Here is a 21,054-nt window from a genome sequence, read left to right as displayed (position 1 = left end):
GGAAACCTTAGGGACGCTCGGTGGATGGGGTCTGCAGCTGCTCGCGCAGGCGGCGCTTGTCGATCTTGCCGACGGCGGTGAGCGGCAGCTGGTCAAGGAACTGGAAACGGTCGGGCAGCTTGTACTCGGCCACGCCCTGCTCGCGCAGGTAGCGGCGCAGCGCCACCGGCTTGAGTGCCGGATCGCTCACCACCAGGCAGGCGCAGCTCTTCTCGCCCATCAAGTCGTCGGCGATGGCGACCAGGGCCGCGTGGGTGATGCCGGGATGGCGCAGCAGCAGGCCCTCGATCTCGGCGGCAGCGATCTTTTCACCGCCGCGGTTGATCTGGTCCTTCACCCGCCCGACCACCTTGAGGTAGCCGGCGGCATCGCGCTGGACCACGTCGCCGGAGAAATAGAAGCCCTCGGCGTCGAACACCTGGGCGTTGTGCTCGGGGCTGCGGTAGTAGCCGCGGAAGGTGTAGGGGCCACGGGTGGACAGCAGGCCGGGCTCGCCGTCGGGCACGGGATTGCCGTCCTCGTCGGTGATGCGCACTTCGTCATCCGGGCTCATGGGCCGGCCCTGGGTGGTGAAGATGCGCTCGGGTTCGTCGTCGAGGCGGGTGTAGTTGACCAGGCCTTCGGCCATGCCGAACACCTGCTGCAACTGGCAGCCCAATTCCGCGGGCACGCGGCGGGCCTGGGCTTCGGCGAAGCTGGCACCGCCCACCTGCACCACGCGCAGGCTGGCGAGTCGCGCACGCTGCTCGGGCGCGGCCGCGGCCTGCAGCCAGAGCGCCACCGCCGGTGGCACCAGGGCCACCCAGTCCACCTGATGGCGTTCGATCAGCGCGAAGCAGCGCAGCGGCTCGGGATCGCGGGCCATGACCACGCAGCCGCCGGCGATGAAGACGCCCAGGGCGCCGGGCGAGCTGAGGGTGTAGTTGTGGCCCGCCGGCAGCGCACAGAGAAAGCGCGTCGCCGGGCTCAGGCGGCAGATCTCGACGCTGCGTCTGAGGCTGTAGTAGTAGTCGTTGTGGGTGCGGGGGATCAGCTTGGGCGTGCCGGTGCTGCCCCCGGATAGCTGGAAGAAGGCCACCTCGCCACCGGCGGTGGGCGTCAGCTGAAAACCGTCCAGCGGGGTATCCAGGCGCTGCTGCAGGCTGCGCGCGTCGTCGGCGCCATCCAGCAGCACCTCGCCGAGGCCCGGCGCCACGTCGCGCAACTCGGCGAGGAAGTTGTCGTCGCGGAACAGATTGTGCTCGCTGGAGGCGATCAGCAGCCGGGGCTGGATCTGCTGCGCATAGGCGAGCAACTCCAGCTTCTGATGGCTGAACAGCGCATTTACCGGGGCAATGCCGGCCTTGAGCAGGGCAAAGAACACCACGTAGAACTCGGCCACGTTGGGCAGCTGCACCAGGGCCGTGTCGTGGCGGCGCAGCCCGGCGGCCTGCAGGTGGGCGGCCAGGCGACTGGAGCGCTCGTCCAGCTCGGCATAGCTCAGCTGCCGCTCGCCGCAGAGGATCGCCGGCGCGTCCGGCAGGGCCGCGCGGCTGCGCGCCAGGATCTCGGTCATCGGCAGGTCGAGCCAGTAACCCAGGGCGCGATAGCGCGCCGCCAGGTCGTCCGGCCAGGGGGTGAATTCCAGACTCACGTGGGGTTCTCCTCGTCGAGCAAACCACAGGCGGCACGCATGGTGCCCAGTTTGGCGGTGACCTCGGCCCACTCCGCCGCGGGGTCGGAGGCTTCGACGATGCCGGCGCCGGCGAACAGCCGCAGCCAGTCGCCCTGCACCGTGCCGCAGCGGATGGTGACCACCCACTCGCCGTTGCCCTGGGCGTCGCACCAGCCGACCATGCCGGTGAACAGGCCGCGGTCGAAGGGCTCGATGCGCTGGATCAACTGGCGCGCCGCGGCCGTGGGAAAGCCGCACACCGCCGGAGTCGGATGCAGGCGGCAGGCGAGTTGCAGCGCCGAGGTGCGGCTATCAGCCAGCTCGCCGTCGATGGCGGTGGACAGGTGCCACATGGCGTTGGTGCTGAGCAGCGAGGGGCCTTCGGGTACGTCCAGCCGGCTGCACAGCGGCGCCAGCTGCTCGCGGATGTCCTCGATCACCAGACGGTGCTCGTAGTGGTCCTTGCTGGACTCCAGCAACTCGCGGGCGACGCGCTGGTCTTCCTGCGGATCGGCGCGGCGCCTGGCCGAACCGGCCAGGGGATTGGTATGGACCTGGGCACCCTGCCTGCGCACCAGCAACTCGGGGCTGACCCCGACCAGCTCGCCGCCCTCGGCGGTGGGGATGCGGAATTGATAGCCGGTGGGATTCTGCCGCGCCAGATTGGCGAGGATGGTCTCCACGTCGGCAGGCTCGGCCAGGCGGATCTCCTGGATGCGCGACAGCACCGCCTTGCTCAGCTCGCCACGGCGGAAGGCCTCGATGGCCTCCTCCACCGCCAGGCAGAAGCCGTCCGCGCTGGGCAGGTTGCGCACCTCGCGCACCTGCGCCGGGGCAACCCCTTCGCTGCTGACCGGCGCCGGGCGCGCCGTCCAGGCATGCTCCCGGGGCACATAGAGGCAGGAGGGCCTGGTGGTATCGAAGGGAATGGCGCCCATGATCACCGGCTCGGCGATGCCGGCCTGGCGGGCACGGGCGAAGGCTTCATCCACGGCGTGCAGGAACAGGCTGTCCCGGTGCGCGCCGCCACTGGCCGGTGTCTCGACCCGGGCACAGATGCCCCGCCCCTGCAGGACGCGATCACCCGACTGGAACAGGAATGCGGCCTGTTCCCGACGATCGGCAGCGATTCCGCCGACCACCTCAGCCCTCTTGCTCGTCATTTCGATGGACCTCTACACGAATGATAATGCTTATCAATAAGCAGAAGCTAAAGGTTGCCTGCCGGAAAGTCAATTCGTTAGGGACCGAACGATCTCGCCGAATGGCCAGCAACCCCTTGAAATCTCTGGTGAATCTCCACTGGGCAGAGCGCCGGCGGGTACCGGATCCACGGCTCCTGCCCTGGCCCTGTCGGCTACTGGAAAGGAACAACTTGCTGCCCAGGGGGTGGTTCTTTGAAAATGAGAGTGATTATCTTACAACTGGAAGGCGTCCATGTTCAGCTTGTTGTCAGTGTTTCGCATTCTCACCACTCTGGCGGTCGCCACCCTGACCCTGGGCGGCCCCGCTCAGGCGGCGGACTGGCCACGGCAGATCAGCGCCGACGGCAGCCAGGTGACCCTGCCGGCCAAGCCGCAACGCATCGTTTCCACCAGCGTCACCCTTACCGGCTCCCTGCTCGCCATCGGCGCGCCGGTGGTGGCCAGCGGCGCCACCTCGCCCAACAACAGATTCGCCGACGACCAGGGCTTCCTGCGCCAGTGGGGCGCGGTCGCCAGGCAGCGCGACGTGAAGCGGCTGTACATCGGCGAGGCCAATGCCGAAGCCGTGGCCGCCGAGGCGCCGGACCTGATCCTGGTCAGCGCCGCCGGCAACGACTCGGCGCTGCGCCTGGTCGAGCAACTCAAGGCCATCGCCCCGGTGCTGGTGGTGGGTTACGACAATCGCAGCTGGCAACAGGTGGTGGAACTGCTCGGCCAGGCCACCGGCCGCGAGGACGCCGCCCGCAAGGTGGTCGGCGATTTCGACCGGCGCGTCGCCGATCTCAAGGCGCGCCTGCAGCTGCCGCCGCAACCGGTATCCGCCTTCGTCTACAACCCGGCGACGCGCCAGGCCAATCTCTGGACCGCCGCCTCTTCCCAGGGCCAGTTGCTGGAAAGCCTGGGCTTCACCCTGGCGAAACTGCCGGCGGGGCTGGAGACCGGCCATAGCCAGGGGCAGCGCCACGACATCCTGCAGCTCGCCGGCGAGAACGTCGCCACCGGTCTCACGGGCCAGACCTTCTTGCTGTTCGCCGCGGACGCCAAGGAAGCCGAGGCGGTACGCAGCAATCCGCTCCTGGCGCACCTGCCGGCGGTCAAGGACAACCGCGTGGAAGCCTTGGGCGCCGAGACCTTCCGTCTCGACCCCTACAGCGCCAACCTGCTGCTGGATCGCCTGGAGGAGCGCTACGCCAAGCCCTGAGCAGAACAGTTACTGTGAGGTTTTCTAGGCGAGGAGTCTGATAGCGGCCATGGCGGTCCGCCGATGCGGCCGATCCTACAAGACATCGTTGTTTTGGTGATCGCGGCCATGGGCCGCTCCTACAGGTGCCGGCTAGCCTGTAGGAGCGGCCCATGGCCGCGATCGGTCTTGTCCACTGCTGATCGCCGTATGCACCCGTTAGAAACGCCGTGGCGGTTTTACACACTAGGCGCCCAGGCTTTCCGCTCGACGCAGACCGCGGGCCAGCGCCCAGCAGAGGGCAGCCACCCCGGTGGCGACCAGACCAAAGACGCAGGCCGCCTGCGCCGGCAGCATCAGGCTGGCCAGACCGCCGAACAGCGCCGCGCCGATGGCCTCGCCGCCGATGTTCTGCGCCGTCCACAACGCATTGATCCGCCCCAGCAGGCGATCCGGCGTCAGGCGCTGGATCAGCGCGTACTGCACCAGGGAATTGAGCGCGCCCAGGTAGCCGAACAGCACCAGGCACAGCGCCGACAGCCAGAAGCCGGGCAGCAGCGCGAACACCGCCACCGCGAGAAAGGTCGCCACTGCGGTCATCAGCAGGGTACGTCCCGGGCGCGGCGCCTGGTTCAGTCGACCGCTGGTGAGGGCGCCGATGGCCGCACCCAGAGGCGCGGCGGCATAGAGCCAGCCCAGGTGCCCGGTATCCAGCCCCCAGTCCTCCCCCAGCGACGGATAGAGCACCCGCACCGCATTGGCCATGGTGACCAGGGCGCCGACCAGGGCGACCGCGCCCAGCAGGCGATTCTCGAACAGGAAGGCGATGCCGCCGCCCAGGGCCTGCCAGGGCGTTTCGCGTGGCTGTTCCGGCGGGGGCAGTGGCGGCAGGCGCAGCAGCACCAGCAGGGTGATGAGGGTACCGCCGGCGGTCAGGCCATAGTTCCAGGCCACGCCACTCTGGGCGATCAGCAGGGTGCCAAGCGGCGGGGCGACGATGGCCGCCACCCGCACGCTGAGCATGTTCAGGGCGCCGGCCTGCACCATGGATTCGCGGCCGACCAGGATCGGCGTGACCGCCAGCAGCGCGGTGACGCCCAGGGCGCCAAAGAAGCCGTCCCACAGCGCCAGCAGGTAGATGGCGGTCAGCGACGGCTCGGGCAGGCTGGCGTTGACCGCCAGGCCGATGAAGCCCAGGCCGCAGATGGAACGCGCGGCCAGGATCAGCCGGCGCCGCTCCAGGCGGTCGGCCAGCACCCCACCGGTGAGCAGGCCGACGAACATGCCGATGCCGGCCATGCTCAGTGCCAGGCCCACCTTGAGCGGCGAGTCGGTCAGCGCCTGGACCTGGATGGGGATGGCCACGGCCAGGAGGCCGAGGGACAGCACGGAGACCAGGCGGGCGATGAACAGGGTGCGAAAGGCGGCGTGGGACCTGAGCAGGCCGAAGTCGAGCAGGAAGGACGTCTTGGACATGAATCACCGGAAAAACACAGGGGACGCTATCGAGCCGCCGGGGCAAGGCTGTTAGCATGTAATACAGACTATCATGTGTTAATACGCCTTGTTCTCATCCACTCCCCTCGCCGTCGGTCGTCGCAGATGACCCCGCGCCGCCTCCTCATCCTCGGCTGCGCCGCCGTCCTGCTGCTCCTGGTGATGGCTGCCAGCCTGGCGCTCGGCGCCACCGCCATCCCGCTGGCCGATGTCTGGCAGGCGCTGGGCCAGGGCTGCAGCGAGCCGGCCTGCCTGATCGTGCGCGAAGCGCGGCTGCCACGCACCCTCGCCGGGCTGCTCGCCGGGGCGGCGCTGGGCGTGGCCGGCACCCTGATGCAGGCGCTGACGCGCAATCCCCTCGCCGATCCGGGCATCCTCGGCGTCAATGCCGGTGCCAGTTTCGCCGTGGTGCTGGGCATCGCCCTGTTCGGCGCCAGCGGTCCCGAGCAGTACCTGGGCTTCGCCTTCGGCGGCGCCCTGCTGGCCAGCCTGGTGGTGCTGCTGGCCGGCATCGCCGGTGGCGGCGGCTTCAACCCGATGCGCCTGGTGCTGGTCGGGGTGGCCCTGGGCGCCATGCTCGAAGGCGTCAGCTCGGGCATCGCCCTGCTCGATCCCCAGGTCTACGATCAGCTGAGATTTTGGCAATTCGGCTCCCTGGACGTCCGTCAGCTCGATCTGCTGAGCAGCGCCAGCCTGCCGGTGCTGGGCGGGGTGTTCATCGCCCTGCTGCTGGCGCCAGCCTTGAACGCCCTGAGCCTGGGCACCGACCTGGCCGTCGCCCTCGGCACCCGGGTCCGCCAGACCCAGTTGCTCGGCCTGCTGGCCATCACCCTGCTCTGCGGGGCCGCTGCCGCGGCGGTAGGTCCCATCGCCTTCGTCGGCCTGATGGTGCCGCACCTGGGGCGCTGGGCCATCGGCGAAGACCATCGCTGGCTGCTGCCCTTCGTCCTGCTGTTCACCCCCAGCCTGCTGCTGACCGCCGACATCGTCGGCCGCCTGCTGGTGACCAACGAGTTGCGCGTCTCGGTGGTGACCGCCTTCCTCGGCGCGCCGCTGCTGATCTGGCTGGCGCGCCGTCAGCGCCAGGGAGGTCGGGCATGAACCGTCCCGGTCGCCTGCGCCTGCCCGGCGTGCTGCTCGCCCTGCTCGGCGGCGCCCTGTTGCTCGCCCTGTTCGCCCTGGGCAGCGGCAGCCTGGCCCTGAGTCCCGCCCAGGTGCTGGCCGCCCTGCTCGGCGAGGCGCCGCGCGGCATCGAACTGGTGGTCACCCAGTGGCGCCTGCCGCGGGTGGCCCTGGCGCTGCTGATCGGCGCCGCCTTGGGCTTGAGCGGGGCGCTGTTCCAGTCACTGCTGCGCAATCCCCTCGGCAGCCCGGACATCATGGGTTTCAACACCGGTGCCTACAGCGGCGTGTTGGTCGCCCTGGTGCTGTTCCAGGCCAGCATCCTCTGGAGCACCACCGCCGCCCTGATCGGCGGCCTGCTCAGCGCGGCGCTGGTCTATGCCCTAACCTGGCGCGGCAGCGGCGTGGATACCCTTAGACTCATCATCGTCGGCATCGGCGTGCGCGCCCTGTTGATGGCGCTCAACACCTGGCTGATCGTCCATGCCTCCCTGGAAGCCGCCTTCAGCGCCGGCCTGTGGAGCGCCGGCTCGCTCAACGGTATCACCTGGGCCAAGGCCTGGCCGGCGGTGGTCTTCATCCTGCTGGCGGGTGCGGCCAGCCTGGCGCTGAGTCGCCGGCTGTTCCTGCTGGAGATGGGCGATGACACCGCCTGCGCCCTGGGCGTGCCGGTGGAGCGCACGCGGCTGTCGCTGCTGGGCCTGGGCGTGGTGCTCACCGCCGCCGGCACCGCGGTAGCCGGCCCCATCTCCTTCATCGCCCTGGCCGCTCCGCAGATCGCCCGCCGCCTGACCGGCACCCAGCGCCTGGCGCTGCCCGCCGCCGCCCTCACCGGCGCGGTCCTGTTGCTGGGCGCGGATCTCATCGCCCAGCGCCTGTTCCTGCCCTATGTCCTGCCGGTCGGCCTGGTCACGGTGAGCCTGGGTGGGCTCTACCTGATCGGCCTGCTCATCTGGGAGTCCCGCCGCTCATGAACGACGCCCCCGCTTCGCGCCTGCACGCCGAGCGCCTGACCCTGGGCTACGGCCGCAAGCTGATCGCCGAAGACCTGTCGCTGACCATCCCCGATGGCGAGCTGACGGTCATCATCGGTCCCAACGGCTGCGGCAAGTCGACCCTGCTGCGCACCCTAAGCCGGCTGCTGGCGCCCAGCCAGGGTCAGGTCTGGCTGGACGGCCAGGCGATCCAGAGCTATCGCACCAAGGAGGTGGCCCGCCGCCTGGGCCTGCTGCCACAGAGCTCCCAGGCCCCGGGCGACATCTCGGTGCGCGACCTGGTGGCCCGCGGACGCTATCCGCACCAGACGCTGTTCGGCGGCGTGCGCGCCGACGACGAGCGCGCGGTGACCCACGCCATGCAGGCCACCGGTGTCTTCGAGCTGGCCGACCGGGCGGTGGACACCCTTTCCGGCGGTCAGCGCCAGCGGGTCTGGATCGCCATGGCTCTCGCCCAGGAAACCCCGCTGCTGCTGCTCGACGAGCCCACCACCTGGCTCGACATCACCCACCAGATCGACCTGCTGGAATTGCTGGAAGACCTCAATCGCCAGCAGGGCCACACCCTGGTGATGGTGCTGCACGACCTCAACCACGCCTGTCGCTACGCCACCCACCTGGTGGCCATGCGCGACGGCAAGGTGCTGGCCACCGGCCGCCCGCGCGACGTCATCACCCCCGCGCTGATCAAGGCGGTCTACGACCTCGACTGCCTGATCATCGACGACCCCGTGGCCGGCACCCCCATGGTGGTGCCCCTGGCGCGGCGCTAGCGTCCGGCGAGCATCCAGTCCCGGAGCAACTGCCCGTAGAGCTCGGTGCCCTCCTCCAGGCGTTGCACCTCGCAGTATTCGTCCACCTTGTGCGCCATGCTCGGTTCTCCCGGCCCCAGGATCAGGGTGGGCGGATCGTTCAGCGCGGGCAGCAGCACGGCGGCATCGGTGAAATAAGGCACCACGCTGGCGGGCAGCGCCTCGCCGTGCAGGGTGGCGCAACGGTCGAAGACCTGCCGCACCCAGGCGTCGCTCCTGTCGGCACAGACCCCGGGCAGATCCACCAGGACCTCCAGCTCCAGATCGCTGCCCAGGTGCTCGGCCAGACGCCGCTGGATGTCGGCATGCTCCAGGTTCGGTGCGGTCCGCAGATCGAGGGTGAAGGCGGCACGATCCGGCACCGAGTTGATGTTCAGCCCACCCGTGACGGTCCCCACGTTGAGCGTGGGTTGGCGCATGAGCGGATGCGGCGGGCCGACGGCGAAGGTGCGCGCCTGGCCAATGGCCTCGGCCAGGCGGTAGATGGCGTTTTCCCCCTCCTCGGGCATGGCGCCGTGGGCCGTGCGGCCATGGGCGGTGCAGCGGAGCCAGAAGGCGCCCTTGTGCCCCAGCACCGGCCGATTGGCGGTGGGTTCGCCCACCAGCAGCGCGCCCAGCTCGCCAAGCAGGTGCGGCGCGTCCCGGCACAGCGCCCGGGCGCCGTCACAGCCGGTTTCCTCACCGCCGGTGAGCAGCAGCCGGACGCCAGGCCCCTGGGCGATGACCTCGCGATTGCGCTGGCAGGCGACGATGAAGGCGGCGATGCCCGCCTTCATGTCGCTGGCGCCGCGGCCATAGAGGCGCCCTTCGGCCACCTCACCGGCGAAGGGCCCGTGGCGCCAGGTGCCATTGCCCAGGGGCACCACGTCCAGGTGCCCGGTAAAGCCCAGCGGTTTGCCGGCCCCGCGCCCCGGTAGCCAGGCCACCAGGTTGCAACGTCGTTCGCCGAAATGCTGCAATTCGCAGTGGAAGCCCGCCTCGCGGAGCGTCGTGACCAGGAACTGCGCACAGGCTTCTTCATCGCCCGGCGGATTGAGCGTGGGAAATCCCAGCAGCGCTCGGGTCAGGGCCAAAGGATCGTCGAGCATTGGGGATCTCCAGTCGGACTACGGGTGATCAGGCGCGCCGCGAGAGCCAGTCCAGGCAGTTGAGCCAGAAGCGGCGATAGGCATCGCCGGCCAGGAAGTCGTCGGGCATCCAGTGCATCGACATGTCGCTGGTCCAGACCAGGGTACGCCCCTGGCCGACTTCCCGGGTCGCCAGCAGCGGATGACCGCTGCCCGAGACGCTCGCCACGAGCTGGGCGTCCGGATGCAATTCCACCTCGTTGTAGCCCAGCAGATAGGACCAGTCCTGGGGCAGGCCACGCAGCAACTCATGCTCGCCGTGCACCTCTGGCGTGAAGCCCTCGGGCACCTCGATGCGGTCGTCATAGGGCAGGCAACGCACCGGCAGCACCTCTTCCACCGCCGTGCCGCGATAACGGGCCCCCCCGTTGATGCCCTGGAAGCTGTAGTAGCCACCGACCATCATGAGCGCGCCACCCTGCAGCACATACTCGCGCAGCGCGGTCAGGCGATTCGGTGTGCGGCGGCTACGCAGCCAGGTATCCGGATGCAGCAACAGGCTGTTGGCACCGATATCCGACAGGATGATCACCTGGTAGTCGCGCAGGGCCTCCAGCGTCGCCGGAAAGTCGGTTTGCGCCTGGTCGGCGCACATCTGGGTGATGGCATAGTCGCTGTCGGCCAGTGCGGTCAGCAGGCGCTGGGCGCCATTGTGGGCGGTGACGGAGGCGAACTGGTCGAAGCCTTTGATATGGGTCGCGGTGCTGACCCAGGATTCGCCAGCGAGCAGAACGGACTGTTTCATAGGTTCTCCGGTTGCGGACATTAGGCCGATCGAACGCGCTGGAAGACGCGGCGCGGGTTGTCGATCAGCAGGGTTTCCAGTTGCGCCCCCGTGACGCCGTGGCGGCGCAGACGCGGGACGAAGTGCTTGAGCAGGTAGCCATAGCCGTGGCCGCCGTAGCGGGTGAGCATGGTCTTGAGAAAGACGTCCTGGGACAGCAGCAGGCGCTCGCCGTAGCCGGCCTCCAGCAGACCGACGAGGGCGCGGGCGTTGTCTTCGTCGGACGGCGACTGGGCGGCCTCGTCGGCGAAGTAGTAGCCCATGCCGATCATGTCGTATTCGAGGAAGGCACCCCGCTCCGCGAGTCCGTGCTGGTAATCGAGGTCGCGATGACTGGGATTCATGTGGCAGAGCACCACGTGGTGCAGGTCGGCGCCCTCGGCGGCGGCGATGTCCAGCACCCGGTGACCCAAACGTTCCCAGCCGGGCAGATGGACCGCCAGGGGCACCCCGGTAAGGCCGCTGGCCCGGGCGGCGGCGCGCAGGGATTTTTCCTCGCTGTCGGTAAAGGCGGCCGACACCCCGATCTCGCCGATCAGGCCGGCGATGACCTCCGGCTTTTCCGCCGCTCCGCCCACGTCGTGGACGATCTGGGCGGTCAGTTCCTCCACCGAGCGCTCCCTGACATAGGCCGGGTGCGAGGGCTCCAGGTAGAAACCGGCACCCATGATGATGTTGAGACCCGTGAGCCGCGCGATGCGCTGCAGCGCCTGGGGATCGCGACCGATGCCGAGGTTGGTGGGATCGACCACCGTCTCCCCGCCCAGGGCGCGATATTTCAGCAACTCGGCGCAGGCCAGCTCCACGTCGAACAGCTGGCAGTTGTCGCGGCTGACCAGCGGATTCATATGCAGCTCGCCGAGCAGTTCGATGCTCACCGGCTGCTCGGCCAGGTGTCGCTCGCCGCAGCAACGGGGTGGCACCCATTTGCCGGAGGCGTCGAGCAGAATGTGCTCGTGCATCAGGGTCACGCCCAACCGGTCCACCGGCAGCGGGCCAAGCACCGTCATGGCATGGCCGCTGTCGACCCCGACCGGAAGCGGCTCGGGATGGCGAAACAGACTCATCCGCCTACCCTCCCCAGCGGGCGGCCGGTCTTGAGGATGCGGGTGTTCAGCCAGATGGCCAGCAGCACGATGGCCCCCGTGGCAATCTGGGTATAGAAGGGCGACACATGGGCGAGGATCAGGCCGTTCTTGATCACCGCCATGGTCAGCACGCCCAGCAGGGTGCCAAGGATGGTGCCGAAGCCGCCGAACAGACTGGTGCTGCCCAGCACCACCGCCGCGATGACCTCCAGTTCGAAGCCCTCCCCCTGGTTGGAGGAGCCACTGCCCAGCCGTGCCGTTACGATCATCCCGGCCAGCGCCGCCGCCATGCCGCTCAGGACGTAGACGCGCAGCAGCACGCCGCGGGTATTCACCCCTGCCCGGCGGACGCTTTCGGCATTGGCGCCAATCCCCGTGAGATAGCGCCCGAAGCGCATCCTGCCCAGCAGCAGCATGCCGCCCAGCACCGCGAAGAGCGCGAGCCATACCGCCAGCGGCAGTCCGAGCACCCAGCCGCGACCGAGCGCGAGAAAGGCGCTGAGTTCACGGGGAACCGGAATGGAGTAGCCCTGGGTGATGAGCAGCGCCAGGCCGCGAATGATGGTCAGGGTCGCCAGGGTCACGATGAACGCCGGGATTCCCGCGTAGGCGATGAAGTAGCCGTTCAGCGCACCGATCAGCGCCCCCACCAGCAGGCCGCCGGCCAGCACCACCGGCCAGGGCAGCTGCCAGGTGTTGAGGCCGAGGGCGGCCAGGGCGCCCACCAGGGCCAGGGTGGAACCGACCGACAGGTCGATGCCACCGGTGGTCACCACCAGGGTCATGGCCACGGCCACGATCAGCAAGGGCGCGTTCTGGCGAATGACGTTGAGCAGGTTGCCGCTGCTGAGGAAGTTGTCGGTCACCAGCGCGAACAGCAGGCAGCAGAGGGCGAAGAACAGCGCGATGCTGGCGACGCCGGGATAGTCGTGCAGCAGGCGGCGCAGCGGTGACTGCACCACCACGCGCTGTCGGGTCAGGTCGAGGGTATTCATGAAATCCTCCGATTCAGGCGCAGGCGGAACGGGCGGTGAACTTGTGGCCGACGATCAGCTCGACGATCTCGCCCAGACTGGTGTCGGCCACCCGGCGCTCGGCCAGGTTCTGGCCCTCGTACATCACCATGATGCGGTCGCAGACCAGGAAGAGATCCTGCAGCCGGTGGGTGATGAGGATGACGCTCACCCCCTGGCGGCTGATGGTGCGGATCAGCTCCAGCACCGCCTCGACCTCGGCCACCGCCAGGGCGGCGGTCGGCTCGTCCATGATCAGTACCCGGGGTTCGAAGGCCGCGGCGCGGGCTATGGCCACGGCCTGGCGCTGGCCGCCGGAGAGGTGGCGTACCTGGGCGCGGGTATCGGGCAGGCTGATGCCCAGCCCCTCGAGGATGCGGCGCGCATCGGCGTGCATCTTGCGCTCGTCCAGCAGCGGCAGCCCGAGCAGCCGGCGGCGGGGCTCCCGCCCCATGAAGAGGTTGCCGGCCACGTCCACGGTGTCGCACAGGGAGAGATCCTGATAGACCATCTGGATCCGACAGCGCTGTGCATCCGCCGGGCCTTGGAACACCTCTTCGCGGCCGTCGATGCGGATGCAGCCACTGGTGGGCAGCACCGCGCCGGAAAGAATCTTGGTCAGGGTCGATTTGCCGGCGCCGTTGTCGCCGACCAGCCCCAGGACCTCGCCGGGCTGCAGGGCGAGGTCGACGCCGCGCAGGGACTGGATGGAGCCATAGCTCTTAGTGATGCCGGTCATGCTGACCCGGGGAACCGTCGTCGCAGTGTCCATGCTCGGTCTCCGCTACTTGAAGTCGGCGCGATAGGCATCCAGGTTTTCCCGGGTGACCAGGGTCACCGGGATATCCTGCTGCTTAGTGACCTGCTGGCCGGCGAGCAGCGCCAGCGCCGCCTCCACCGCCGCCTTGCCCATGCCGCGGGTGTTCTGCTGCACCACCACTGCCACGGAGCCGTCATCCAGGCCCTGGACGGCCTGGGGCGACAGGTCCCAGCCAAAGATCCGGGTGCGCTCGCCGCTGCCCTGGGCGACGCTGGCCGCCACGGTGCCAATCAACGCCGGCTCGCCGGTGGCATAAACGATCTGCAGATCCGGATTGGCGGTGAGCAGATTTTCCGCGGCGCTCTGCGCGGTGTCCTGCACGTTGTTGCCATCCACGGTACCGACGATCTTCGCCTTGGGCGCGCGCTGGGCCAGCCCCTCGCGGAAGCCGTCCAGACGCAGGTTCTGCACGTAGGAACCCAGGGCTCCCACCACCCCGACCTTGGCCTCGCCACCCAGCTCTCGGGTGATGTAGTTGCCGGTGTATTCCCCCAGCTGGCGAGCCGCGGCGCGGTTGTCGACGCCGACCTGCACCTGGTTGTCGCCATTGAGCACGGCGTCGATGGCCACCACCGGGATACCGGCCTGGACCGCCGCCGAGACCGCCGGCTTGATGCCGTTGACGTCGATGGCACAGACCAGGATGGCGTCCACCCTGTCCTGGATGTAGGCCTCGATGGCGTCGTTCTGGGCGGAGGGGTTGTCGTTGGCGTTGAAAACCACCAACTCGGCGCCCGCCGCCTTGGCGGCGGCCTGGGCACCCTGGGTGATCTGGGTGAAATAGAGCGCCTGCTGATTCACCTGGACCAGTGCCAGCCGCTTGGCCGGTGCCGCCTGGGCACTACCGGCCAGGCCCAATCCGAACACCATCAGCATGGAAGCGAACGTCTTGCCGAATCGAAGCATCTCCATCCTCCTCTACCCTGCCAACGGATATGGCAGCGGTTAGTAAACCGGTTTACTAAATGGGCCAAAAAATAGAACCGGGAAGGTTCTGCTGGAAAGGAAACAGCACAAGGCGTGCCAGCAAAGAATGGAGGACCCTCTTCCACTGCCAATTCAAATGGTTACTCAAACCCCCTGCGCAGAGCCTCTGGCCGGACAGCCACCGGAGTGCTCCACGACTGGGCAGAATGGAAACGCCAGGTGCTACCTTGGGGCAGGCGCTGGGGCGACCGAGCCGCGTTCCACCAGGGTCACGGCGACCCGCTGCTCCCCCACTACCGGCTGCCCGGCAAGCACCGCCAGCAGGGCTTCGATTCCCTGGCGACCCAGGTCCCGCGCCGACTGGCGCACGGTACTGAGCGGCGGCGTGAGCAATTCCGCGTAGGGCGCGTCGTCGAAGCCGACCAGGGACAGGGCAGCGGGAACCGCCAGGCCGCGTTCGCGCAGGGTATCGAGCACCCCTACCGCGATGAAGTCGCTGGCAGCAAAGATCGCCTGAGGCGGCTCCGGCAGATCCAGCAGGGTCGCGGCCGCCTGACGCCCGAAGTCGCGGCTGTACTCCCCCAGCAGCAGATAATCGGGATGCAAGGGTATTCCGGCCGCGGCCAGGGCCCGCTCATAGCCCTCGCGCCGCTCCCTCACGCTCATCACCGCTGCCGGTCCGGAGACATGGGCGATGCGCCGATGCCCCTGGCGGATCAGATGCTCGGTGGCCAGTCGGCCGCCGGCGACATTGTCGGCGAAGACCTTGGGCATCGAGGTACCCGGGACATCCTCGTCCAGCAACACGATCTCCCGGTAGGCGCCCAGTTGCGCCGCCAGCGTCCCGTCATCCGCGCGGTTGGTGATGAACAGCAGACCATCCACGCGGCGCGATCCCTTCCAGTGGACGTACTGGATCTCCCGCGCCGGATCGTTGCGCGTCAGGCAGAGCACCAGGTTGTAGCCATGGGCGAAGGCCGTGGCCTCGGCGGCGTCGGCCAGCTCGGCGAAAAAGGGGTTGGCAATGTCCGGCAGCACCAGCCCGATGGTCTCGCTGCCGCCCTTGCTCAGGCGTTGGGCCAGGCTGTTGCGCCGAAAGCCCAGGGCCTCGATGGCCCCTTCGATACGCTGCGCCGTGGCGGGTGGCAGGCTCAGACTGTGATTCAGGTAGCGCGAAACGGCAGACTTGGACAAGCCTGCCTGCCGGGCGACATCCTGAATGGTCACGCTTTTCGCCATGGGTCCACCTGCAACGAGAGAAGGAGCGGCCTGGCCGATCATCTCTCCTGCCCCGCCCAGGCTTCACACCTTGCCTGAGCGGGGAGTCGCCGTCGAGCCGAACCCGCGAGCCGTCACAGCGCCTTCAACGCCCGATTCAGCACCGGGCCGATCTGCGCCAGCTGGGCCGGGGCGATGATGTCGACGTGGGCGCAATCCACCTCGTGGGCCTGCAGGCGGGTGATCCAGGGCGCCCAGGTGGCCTTGACGTCCATTCCCGCCGGCAGGGTGCGCCGGGCGACGAACATCAGCGCCTCGCCCTCGAAACGCGCGCTGCGCGCCGTGGCCAGTATCCGCACCGAGTCGGCGTAGTTGCCTTCGATGGTGGCGAACAGCTCCGCCCCCTCCCCCAGCGCGGGATCGGTCAGGCCCTGCTGGGCCGCCAGGAAGGCCTCGCGCTCGCGATTGACCTCGGCCAGCACCTCCGGGTCCAGCTCGCGCTGGCCTTCGCGTTCTTGCCAGTTCTGGGTTTCCGGCGGATAGGTGTCGAGCAGGCCAAGGAAGGCGACCTGCTCTCCTGCCGCCTGCAGCCGCGCCGCCAGGCCCTGGGCCAGGGTGCCACCCAGGGAATAGCCGAGCAGATGATAGGGCCCCTGCGGCTGCACCTCGCGCAGGGTGCGCAGATGGCGCTGGATGACGGCTTCCAGGTCGGCGCCCTGGGCCAGGGGGCCGTCCGGACGCGGCGACTGGATGCCGAGCAGCGACCAGCGCGGATCCAGGTGGCGCGCCAGCACGCTGAATTGCCAGGCGAAGCCCGAGGCCGGGTGGAAACAGAACAGCGTGGGGCCATCGCCCGGGCGCAGCGGCAGCAGGGTCTCGAAGCCGGCGCGGGTCGCGCTGGCCGCATCCTGCTCCAGCTGCCGGGCCAGGCGGGCGACACTGGAGGCAACCATGATCTGGCCGATGGACACCGGCCGCCCCAGGCGCCGACGCAGCGTGGCGGCCAGGGTCATGGCCAGCAGCGAATGACCGCCCAGGGCAAAGAAGTCGTCGTCCGCACCGACGATGGCGCAGCCGAGCACCTCGGAAAACGCCGCGGCCAGATCGCTTTCCAGCCCCGGCGCCAGGGGGCGACTGGCGGCCCTGGCCACGCCCTGGGGCGCCGGCAGGGCCTTGCGATCGAGCTTGCCGGTGGCGCCCAGGGGCAAGGCGTCCAGCTCCACCAGGGCCACCGGCACCAGGTGCGGCGGCAGGCTTTCGCCCAGGCGCGCGCGCAGGCGCTCCAGGTCCAGCGCGGCGCCCGGCTGGGCGACGAGATAGCCCACCAGTTGGCGGGCATCGCCGCCGGTGGCGGTGGCCGCCTCGCCCAGCACCCGGGCATGGGTGACCGCCTGGGCCACGCCGGGCAGCGCCAGCAGGGCGTGGTCGATTTCCGCCAGTTCGATGCGCTGCCCGCGCAACTTGACCTGGTCGTCGCTGCGGCCGAGGTATTCGGCGACGCCCTCGGGCAGCCAGCGCGCCACGTCACCGGTGCGATAGAGGCGCTCGCCCTGCCCGTCCGGCGCGGCGATGAAGCGCGCGGCGGTCAGCTCGGGACGGCCCAGGTAGCCATCGGCGAGTTGCACCCCGCTCAGATAGAGCTCGCCCGCCACACCCGGCGGTACCGGGCGCAGACGCTCGTCGAGGATGTGCAGCCCGGTGTTCCACACCGGTTTGCCGATGGGCACGCTGCTGCCACTGACAGCCGCCAGGGCGGCGCCATGGGCCGGATGATAGGAGACGTCGACCGCGGCCTCGGTGGGGCCATAGAGATTGTGCAGGGGCGCGCCGACCCGGCGCTCCCAGGTGCGAGCCAGTTCGGTGGGCAGCGCCTCTCCACTGCAGAACACCTGGCGCAGGCTGGCGCAGCGGGCCACCGCGGCCGGTTCGTCCAGGCTGGCGACGAAGGCCGCCAGCATCGAGGGCACGAAATGCACCGTGGTCACCTGCTCGCGGGCGAACAGTTCCTGCAGCGCCAGGGGATCGCGATGGGCCTCGGGCGGCGCCAGGTACAGCCGGGCGCCCACCAGCAGCGGCCAGAAGAATTCCCAGACCGAGACATCGAAGCTGCTCGGCGTCTTCTGCAGGACGGTGTCGCCGGCGCCGAGGGGGTAGCTGTCCTGCATCCACAGCAGGCGATTGACGATGGCCGCATGCCCGACCACCACACCCTTGGGCCGGCCGGTCGAGCCGGAGGTATAGAGCAGATAGGCCGGATCACCGGTGCGCGGTCCTTCGAACGCGGGAGCCTGGTCCAGCCCCTCCAGCGGCGCGTCGAGAATCAGCACCTGCTCCTCGCGCAGCCCCGGGAAACGTCCCTGCTGGCTGGCATCGGTCACCAGCACCCGGGGACGGGCATCGTCGAGCATCAGCTGCAGGCGCTCATCCGGATAGCCGCTGTCCAGCGGCAGGTAGGCGGCGCCAAGCTCCACCGTGGCCAGCAAGGCCAGGGACAGGAACACCGAGCGTGGCAAGGCCACCGCGACGATGTCACCGCGACCGACCCCAGCCTGGCTCAGGCGCTGGGCCAGGGCCAGCACCTGCTTGCGCGTCTCCTCATAGGTAAAGGCGTGCTGCAGATCGGCCAGTGCCGGTGCCGCGGGCGTCCGCGCCGCCTGCTCGGCCAACAGCGCAGCCAGGGTGGTGGCGGGCAGCGGGCGCTCGGTGGCATTGATGGCGGCCAGCCAATGCTGGTCCGTGGGCGCCAGCAGATCGGCTTCGCCCAGGGTGAGCCCAGGTTGAGTGGCAAACTGCTGCGCCAGCAGGCCGAAGCGCTCGGCGTGGCCCTGCAGCAGGTCGGCGGTATAGCGCTCGGCGTTGCCCAGCAGCTTGATGTCCAGGGCGCCGCCGGCTTCCAGGTAAAGAGCGATCTCCAGGTCGCGCACCGGCCCCGAGGCCAATTCGTGGGTGATACCGGGCACCCCGGCGAAATCCAGCGCGAAATCGAACAGCTTGAGGTTGATGACCGGTCCGGTCAGGGGCTCGGCATCGCCTGGCCGGCCGAGATCGCGGGCGATCTGCTCGGCGTCGTAGCGCTGGTGGCGACGCACCTTCTTGAGTTCGGCAGCCAGCACGGCGGCGAGTTGCGGCAGCGTCTGGGTCGAGTCGGTGCGCACGCCCAGGGGCAGGACATTGAGCGTCGCGCCGCCGGATTTCAGCGCCACCGACCCCATGCGCCTCATGAAGATAAAGCCGGCGCTGAAGGCCAGCTGACCGCTGAGACGGGCGAACCAGGTGGCGGCCAGGGCCACGGCCAGATCGGCCGGCGTCACGCCCTGGGCCTTGCCCTGCTCGGCCAGCCCGGCGAAGACCGCGGCGGGCACCCGGGCGCGTGCTTCCACCACCCGCGGCGTCGGCACCTGCCCCGCCAGGCCACCGGGTGCCAGGGAGGCGGCCGGCGGCAAGGCCGCGCCGCGCTCACGCCAGAAGGCTTCGTCACGCTCGCGCACGGCCGACTGCCGATAATCCTGGTATTCGCGCACCACCTCGGCAAAGGAGACGAAGGGCGAAGCCTCGGGCGTCTCGCCGCGCACCGCGGCGCTGTACAGGGCCGCTACCCGCTTGGCCAGGGCGGCGAAGCCATAGCCATCGATTAGCAGGTGGTGATAGCGCTGATACCAGAACAGGTGATCGTCACCCAGCTGGTAGATCCGGTTGAGCCACAGCGGCCCGCCGCTGGTGGCCCTCAGATCGCCGTCGAGGTCGGCGCGGATCGCCGCGTGCGCCGCGCCTTCCGGATCGGCTGCCCCGCGCAGGTCCAGCCACTCAGGGGCAGGCGTGGCCGCCTCATCGTCGATCCACTGCACCAGCTCGCCCTCGCGCTCGGCGAACTTCAGTTGCAGGCTGTCCAGCTCGCCCAGGCCCTGGACGATGGCCGCCTGCAGCGCCTGGCCATCGATCGGCCCGCGCAACTCGACCAGATGGGCCACGGCGAAGGCATTGGCGTGGGGCGACAGCTGATCGGCCATCCAGATACCGGGCTGGGCGGCGACCAGAGGCAGTGGGCGCGAAATAGAAAGCGGCGTAGAGGACACAGGAACTCCAGTCAGGAAAGCAGGGAGGCGACCGGGCGGATATCGCGCCAGTGGCTGGCTAGCCAGTCGTCGCAGGCCGCGCGCGGCGCCGGTCCGAACACCGGCTCCCAGCCGGCGGGAACGGTCATGGCCTCGGGCCAGAGGCTGCACTGACCCCGGGCATTGCGCAGGATCAGCAGCACCTGGGCGGGATCGTCGAAGGGATTGAGAGCGTCCATCGGACCTCCTGGCAATAGGGATTAACGCTGGGCGTCGGCGGCGACCCGGGGTCGCCAGAGCTGGACCAGGCCATCGAGCAGCCCGCCGCGCCACCAGAGGGCGTCGTGCCCCCCGTCGATCTCGCGATAGTCGAGCACGTGGCCCTGCTCGCGCAGGCGCGGGACCAGGGCCCGGGAGGCTTCGAGGATGGCCGGCTCGCGCAACCCGGCCTCGATGAACAGCCGCAGGGGGTGAGTGCTCCCCTGCCCGCTCGCCAGTGCCTCGAACAGCCGTCCCAGCGCGCCACGCTGCGGCCACCAGAAGGACCCGGACTGACTCAGGGCGCAGCCGAAGCGCTCCGGCCAATGCAGCGCGGCATAGAGCGCCGCCAGCCCGCCAAAGCTCTGCCCGGCGACCACGGTCGTGGACGACGACTGCGCATGGGGCGCCCAGTCGCGCACCTGGGGCAGCAGTTCTTCCTGCAACGCCAACCAGAATTCCGGATTGCAGGGCAACTCGCTGCTGCGCAGGGCGCGGTCGCTGTTGTCGATCAGCAGATAGACCGCCTCCGGCAGTTGCCCGGCCGCGGTGAGCTGCTGCAGTGGCGCGCCCACGGGCATCGTCTGCGCCCAGAACTGCCCATCCAGCAGGATGGCCAGCGGCCGCTCCAAGGGGGGGGTATTACCGGTGGCGAAGACCCACACCGGACGGCTGTTGCCCAGCCTTGCACTCTGCCACTCGTACTGTTGCAGACTCGGCCAGGCCGTTGGCGCCAGGCTGCGGTCGGCATCGAAGGCCGTCCAGGCCGGCTGGGCAGGCGCCTCCGGCAGGTGCACGCCCGACACCGCCAACCCTCGCCCACCCTGCCAGGCGCGTCGCGGATTGAGCCGATCGGCCTGGGCCAGGGGAAAGACGCTGCGCCACCAGAGGCGAATGCCCTGGAGGTCGGGTTGGGCCTCGCCCTCGAAGGGCGCCGGCTCCCCGCTGGGGATCAGGCAGTAGCTGCCGCGCCAGCGGCCATCCAGTTCGGTTTCCCAAGCCCAGACATCGGTGCCTGGCAGGCGCCGCAGACTCTGCGGCAGGCCCGGTTGATGATGGTCGGTGACCCCGGTGATGTTGAGCCAGACCCGCTGGGTGCCGGAGCGCCCGGCCAGCCCTTCGGGATCGCGCCAGACAAAGGTCAGGCGATAGCGTCCGTCTGCAGTGGGTTCGATCAGCGGCGTACCACGACAGGCCACGGCCTGCCACCAGGGCTCGCTGCCCACGTCGTCCCGCTGAAAAAGTGAATCTTTCATCGCATCAAGGTACATCGTCGCAAGGATCGTCATGGCCTGCATCGCG

General features: G+C 69.2%; 17 protein-coding genes. 4 read left to right on the top strand and 13 right to left on the bottom strand.

The window, feature by feature from the left end:
- Window positions 1–7 precede the first annotated feature (7 nt).
- Together ACZ5R1_RS08200 and ACZ5R1_RS08195 are read right to left on the bottom strand one after the other, a co-directional pair.
- Entirely contained in the window at window positions 8–1,633 is a 1,626-nt protein-coding gene (locus ACZ5R1_RS08200; protein ID WP_169853546.1) for a (2,3-dihydroxybenzoyl)adenylate synthase, read from the bottom strand.
- Complete coding sequence (locus ACZ5R1_RS08195) at window positions 1,630–2,796, bottom strand: isochorismate synthase (protein WP_464713015.1); 1,167 nt, start codon at window positions 2,794–2,796, stop codon at window positions 1,630–1,632. The genes ACZ5R1_RS08200 and ACZ5R1_RS08195 overlap by 4 nt, the downstream gene beginning before the upstream one ends.
- 295 nt (window positions 2,797–3,091) lie before the next feature.
- On the opposite strand from ACZ5R1_RS08195, the gene fepB reads away from it, so the two are divergent.
- The gene (fepB, locus tag ACZ5R1_RS08190; RefSeq protein WP_044340786.1) at window positions 3,092–4,060 is read left to right on the top strand and encodes a Fe2+-enterobactin ABC transporter substrate-binding protein; all 969 of its coding nucleotides are present in this window, start codon (window positions 3,092–3,094) and stop codon (window positions 4,058–4,060) included.
- Between the two features lie 225 nt (window positions 4,061–4,285).
- Here fepB and entS read toward each other — a convergent pair whose 3' ends face one another.
- Window positions 4,286–5,515: an enterobactin transporter EntS gene (entS, locus tag ACZ5R1_RS08185; RefSeq protein ID WP_007160302.1), complete on the bottom strand. Its 1,230-nt coding sequence runs from the start codon at window positions 5,513–5,515 to the stop codon at window positions 4,286–4,288.
- 126 nt (window positions 5,516–5,641) lie between these two features.
- Between entS and fepD the strand changes: the two genes are divergently transcribed.
- Genes fepD through ACZ5R1_RS08170 form a run of 3 tightly spaced genes read left to right on the top strand, consistent with a single transcriptional unit; the run spans window position 5,642 to window position 8,426 of the window.
- Window positions 5,642–6,637 (top strand): Fe(3+)-siderophore ABC transporter permease, encoded by a 996-nt coding sequence (gene fepD / locus ACZ5R1_RS08180; RefSeq protein WP_027599914.1) that lies wholly within the window; start codon window positions 5,642–5,644, stop codon window positions 6,635–6,637.
- Window positions 6,634–7,632: an iron-enterobactin ABC transporter permease gene (gene fepG / locus ACZ5R1_RS08175; RefSeq protein ID WP_108581131.1), complete on the top strand. Its 999-nt coding sequence runs from the start codon at window positions 6,634–6,636 to the stop codon at window positions 7,630–7,632. Before fepD ends, fepG begins: the two co-directional genes overlap by 4 nt.
- Window positions 7,629–8,426 carry an ATP-binding cassette domain-containing protein gene (locus ACZ5R1_RS08170; protein WP_027599916.1) on the top strand — a complete coding sequence of 266 codons (798 nt, stop codon included), beginning with the start codon at window positions 7,629–7,631 and terminating at the stop codon, window positions 8,424–8,426. Before fepG ends, ACZ5R1_RS08170 begins: the two co-directional genes overlap by 4 nt.
- Here the strand turns inward: ACZ5R1_RS08170 and ACZ5R1_RS08165 are convergent.
- From ACZ5R1_RS08165 to fes, 10 genes are all read right to left on the bottom strand, one after another.
- Window positions 8,423–9,553: a M20 family metallopeptidase gene (locus tag ACZ5R1_RS08165; RefSeq protein WP_169853543.1), complete on the bottom strand. Its 1,131-nt coding sequence runs from the start codon at window positions 9,551–9,553 to the stop codon at window positions 8,423–8,425. The genes ACZ5R1_RS08170 and ACZ5R1_RS08165 overlap by 4 nt on opposite strands.
- 28 nt (window positions 9,554–9,581) lie before the next feature.
- A complete protein-coding gene (locus ACZ5R1_RS08160; RefSeq protein ID WP_108581134.1) occupies window positions 9,582–10,337 on the bottom strand; it encodes a glutamine amidotransferase in 756 nt (251 codons plus the stop codon).
- Window positions 10,338–10,357: 20 nt separating this feature from the next.
- Window positions 10,358–11,443 carry a phosphotriesterase family protein gene (locus tag ACZ5R1_RS08155; RefSeq protein WP_027599919.1) on the bottom strand — a complete coding sequence of 362 codons (1,086 nt, stop codon included), beginning with the start codon at window positions 11,441–11,443 and terminating at the stop codon, window positions 10,358–10,360.
- Window positions 11,440–12,459 carry an ABC transporter permease gene (locus ACZ5R1_RS08150; RefSeq protein ID WP_027601836.1) on the bottom strand — a complete coding sequence of 340 codons (1,020 nt, stop codon included), beginning with the start codon at window positions 12,457–12,459 and terminating at the stop codon, window positions 11,440–11,442. The genes ACZ5R1_RS08155 and ACZ5R1_RS08150 overlap by 4 nt, the downstream gene beginning before the upstream one ends.
- 13 nt (window positions 12,460–12,472) lie before the next feature.
- Window positions 12,473–13,249 (bottom strand): ATP-binding cassette domain-containing protein, encoded by a 777-nt coding sequence (locus ACZ5R1_RS08145; RefSeq protein WP_027599921.1) that lies wholly within the window; start codon window positions 13,247–13,249, stop codon window positions 12,473–12,475.
- Between the two features lie 12 nt (window positions 13,250–13,261).
- The gene (locus ACZ5R1_RS08140; RefSeq protein WP_042133232.1) at window positions 13,262–14,203 is read right to left on the bottom strand and encodes a substrate-binding domain-containing protein; all 942 of its coding nucleotides are present in this window, start codon (window positions 14,201–14,203) and stop codon (window positions 13,262–13,264) included.
- 243 nt (window positions 14,204–14,446) lie between these two features.
- Entirely contained in the window at window positions 14,447–15,463 is a 1,017-nt protein-coding gene (locus ACZ5R1_RS08135) for a LacI family DNA-binding transcriptional regulator (RefSeq protein ID WP_464713014.1), read from the bottom strand.
- 113 nt (window positions 15,464–15,576) lie between these two features.
- Window positions 15,577–19,449: an amino acid adenylation domain-containing protein gene (locus ACZ5R1_RS08130; protein ID WP_464713013.1), complete on the bottom strand. Its 3,873-nt coding sequence runs from the start codon at window positions 19,447–19,449 to the stop codon at window positions 15,577–15,579.
- A gap of 77 nt (window positions 19,450–19,526) precedes the next feature.
- A complete protein-coding gene (locus tag ACZ5R1_RS08125; RefSeq protein ID WP_007160307.1) occupies window positions 19,527–19,733 on the bottom strand; it encodes an MbtH family protein in 207 nt (68 codons plus the stop codon).
- A 21-nt stretch (window positions 19,734–19,754) separates the two neighbouring features.
- Window positions 19,755–21,008, bottom strand: coding sequence for an enterochelin esterase (gene fes, locus ACZ5R1_RS08120; RefSeq protein WP_464713012.1), 1,254 nt, complete (start codon window positions 21,006–21,008; stop codon window positions 19,755–19,757).
- Window positions 21,009–21,054: the final 46 nt, after the last annotated feature.

This window comes from Pseudomonas sp. Pso3, from assembly GCF_055393275.1.
This window is presented reverse-complemented; position numbering and strand designations above follow the sequence as displayed.

Coding starts and splice junctions, on each gene's coding strand:
- entS (WP_007160302.1), bottom strand. CDS start 5,515: ATGTCCAAGACGTCCTTCCTGCTCGACTTCGGCCTGCTCAGGTCCCAC.
- ACZ5R1_RS08125 (WP_007160307.1), bottom strand. CDS start 19,733: ATGGACGCTCTCAATCCCTTCGACGATCCCGCCCAGGTGCTGCTGATC.
- fepB (WP_044340786.1), top strand. CDS start 3,092: ATGTTCAGCTTGTTGTCAGTGTTTCGCATTCTCACCACTCTGGCGGTC.
- ACZ5R1_RS08165 (WP_169853543.1), bottom strand. CDS start 9,553: ATGCTCGACGATCCTTTGGCCCTGACCCGAGCGCTGCTGGGATTTCCC.
- fepG (WP_108581131.1), top strand. CDS start 6,634: ATGAACCGTCCCGGTCGCCTGCGCCTGCCCGGCGTGCTGCTCGCCCTG.
- ACZ5R1_RS08145 (WP_027599921.1), bottom strand. CDS start 13,249: ATGGACACTGCGACGACGGTTCCCCGGGTCAGCATGACCGGCATCACT.
- ACZ5R1_RS08140 (WP_042133232.1), bottom strand. CDS start 14,203: ATGCTTCGATTCGGCAAGACGTTCGCTTCCATGCTGATGGTGTTCGGA.
- ACZ5R1_RS08155 (WP_027599919.1), bottom strand. CDS start 11,443: ATGAGTCTGTTTCGCCATCCCGAGCCGCTTCCGGTCGGGGTCGACAGC.
- ACZ5R1_RS08130 (WP_464713013.1), bottom strand. CDS start 19,449: ATGGCCGATCAGCTGTCGCCCCACGCCAATGCCTTCGCCGTGGCCCAT.
- ACZ5R1_RS08160 (WP_108581134.1), bottom strand. CDS start 10,337: ATGAAACAGTCCGTTCTGCTCGCTGGCGAATCCTGGGTCAGCACCGCG.
- ACZ5R1_RS08135 (WP_464713014.1), bottom strand. CDS start 15,463: ATGGCGAAAAGCGTGACCATTCAGGATGTCGCCCGGCAGGCAGGCTTG.
- fepD (WP_027599914.1), top strand. CDS start 5,642: ATGACCCCGCGCCGCCTCCTCATCCTCGGCTGCGCCGCCGTCCTGCTG.
- ACZ5R1_RS08150 (WP_027601836.1), bottom strand. CDS start 12,459: ATGAATACCCTCGACCTGACCCGACAGCGCGTGGTGGTGCAGTCACCG.
- ACZ5R1_RS08170 (WP_027599916.1), top strand. CDS start 7,629: ATGAACGACGCCCCCGCTTCGCGCCTGCACGCCGAGCGCCTGACCCTG.
- fes (WP_464713012.1), bottom strand. CDS start 21,008: ATGAAAGATTCACTTTTTCAGCGGGACGACGTGGGCAGCGAGCCCTGG.